We start from the raw sequence: 209 nt of genomic DNA on the forward strand, positions 1-209 counted from the left end.
ATAATAAGGCTGTGATTTTAGCGCTAATAAAACCTAATAAATCGTCAATACGCTCACTGCATTTACCAAAGTAGTTAAACTGTTCATTTCGGTATCCCCACATTTCATCAAGCGTGTTACTTAAACGATGCACAATAACCAATGGAGCTCCGCCTAATACAAAATAAATTAAGGTAGCCGTTACAGCATCATGTCCATTTTCTAACATG

Annotated in this window: 1 protein-coding gene; it reads right to left on the reverse strand. The window is 36.4% G+C overall.

The annotated features are described in order from the left end of the window. The coding region (locus tag V6256_RS16155; protein WP_341599204.1) for a cobalamin biosynthesis protein at positions 1 to 209 on the reverse strand (209 nt) is incomplete at both ends.

The sequence above is a fragment of the Psychromonas aquatilis genome, assembly GCF_038155185.1.
In the GTDB taxonomy this organism is placed as follows: Bacteria; Pseudomonadota; Gammaproteobacteria; order Enterobacterales; family Psychromonadaceae; genus Psychromonas; species Psychromonas aquatilis.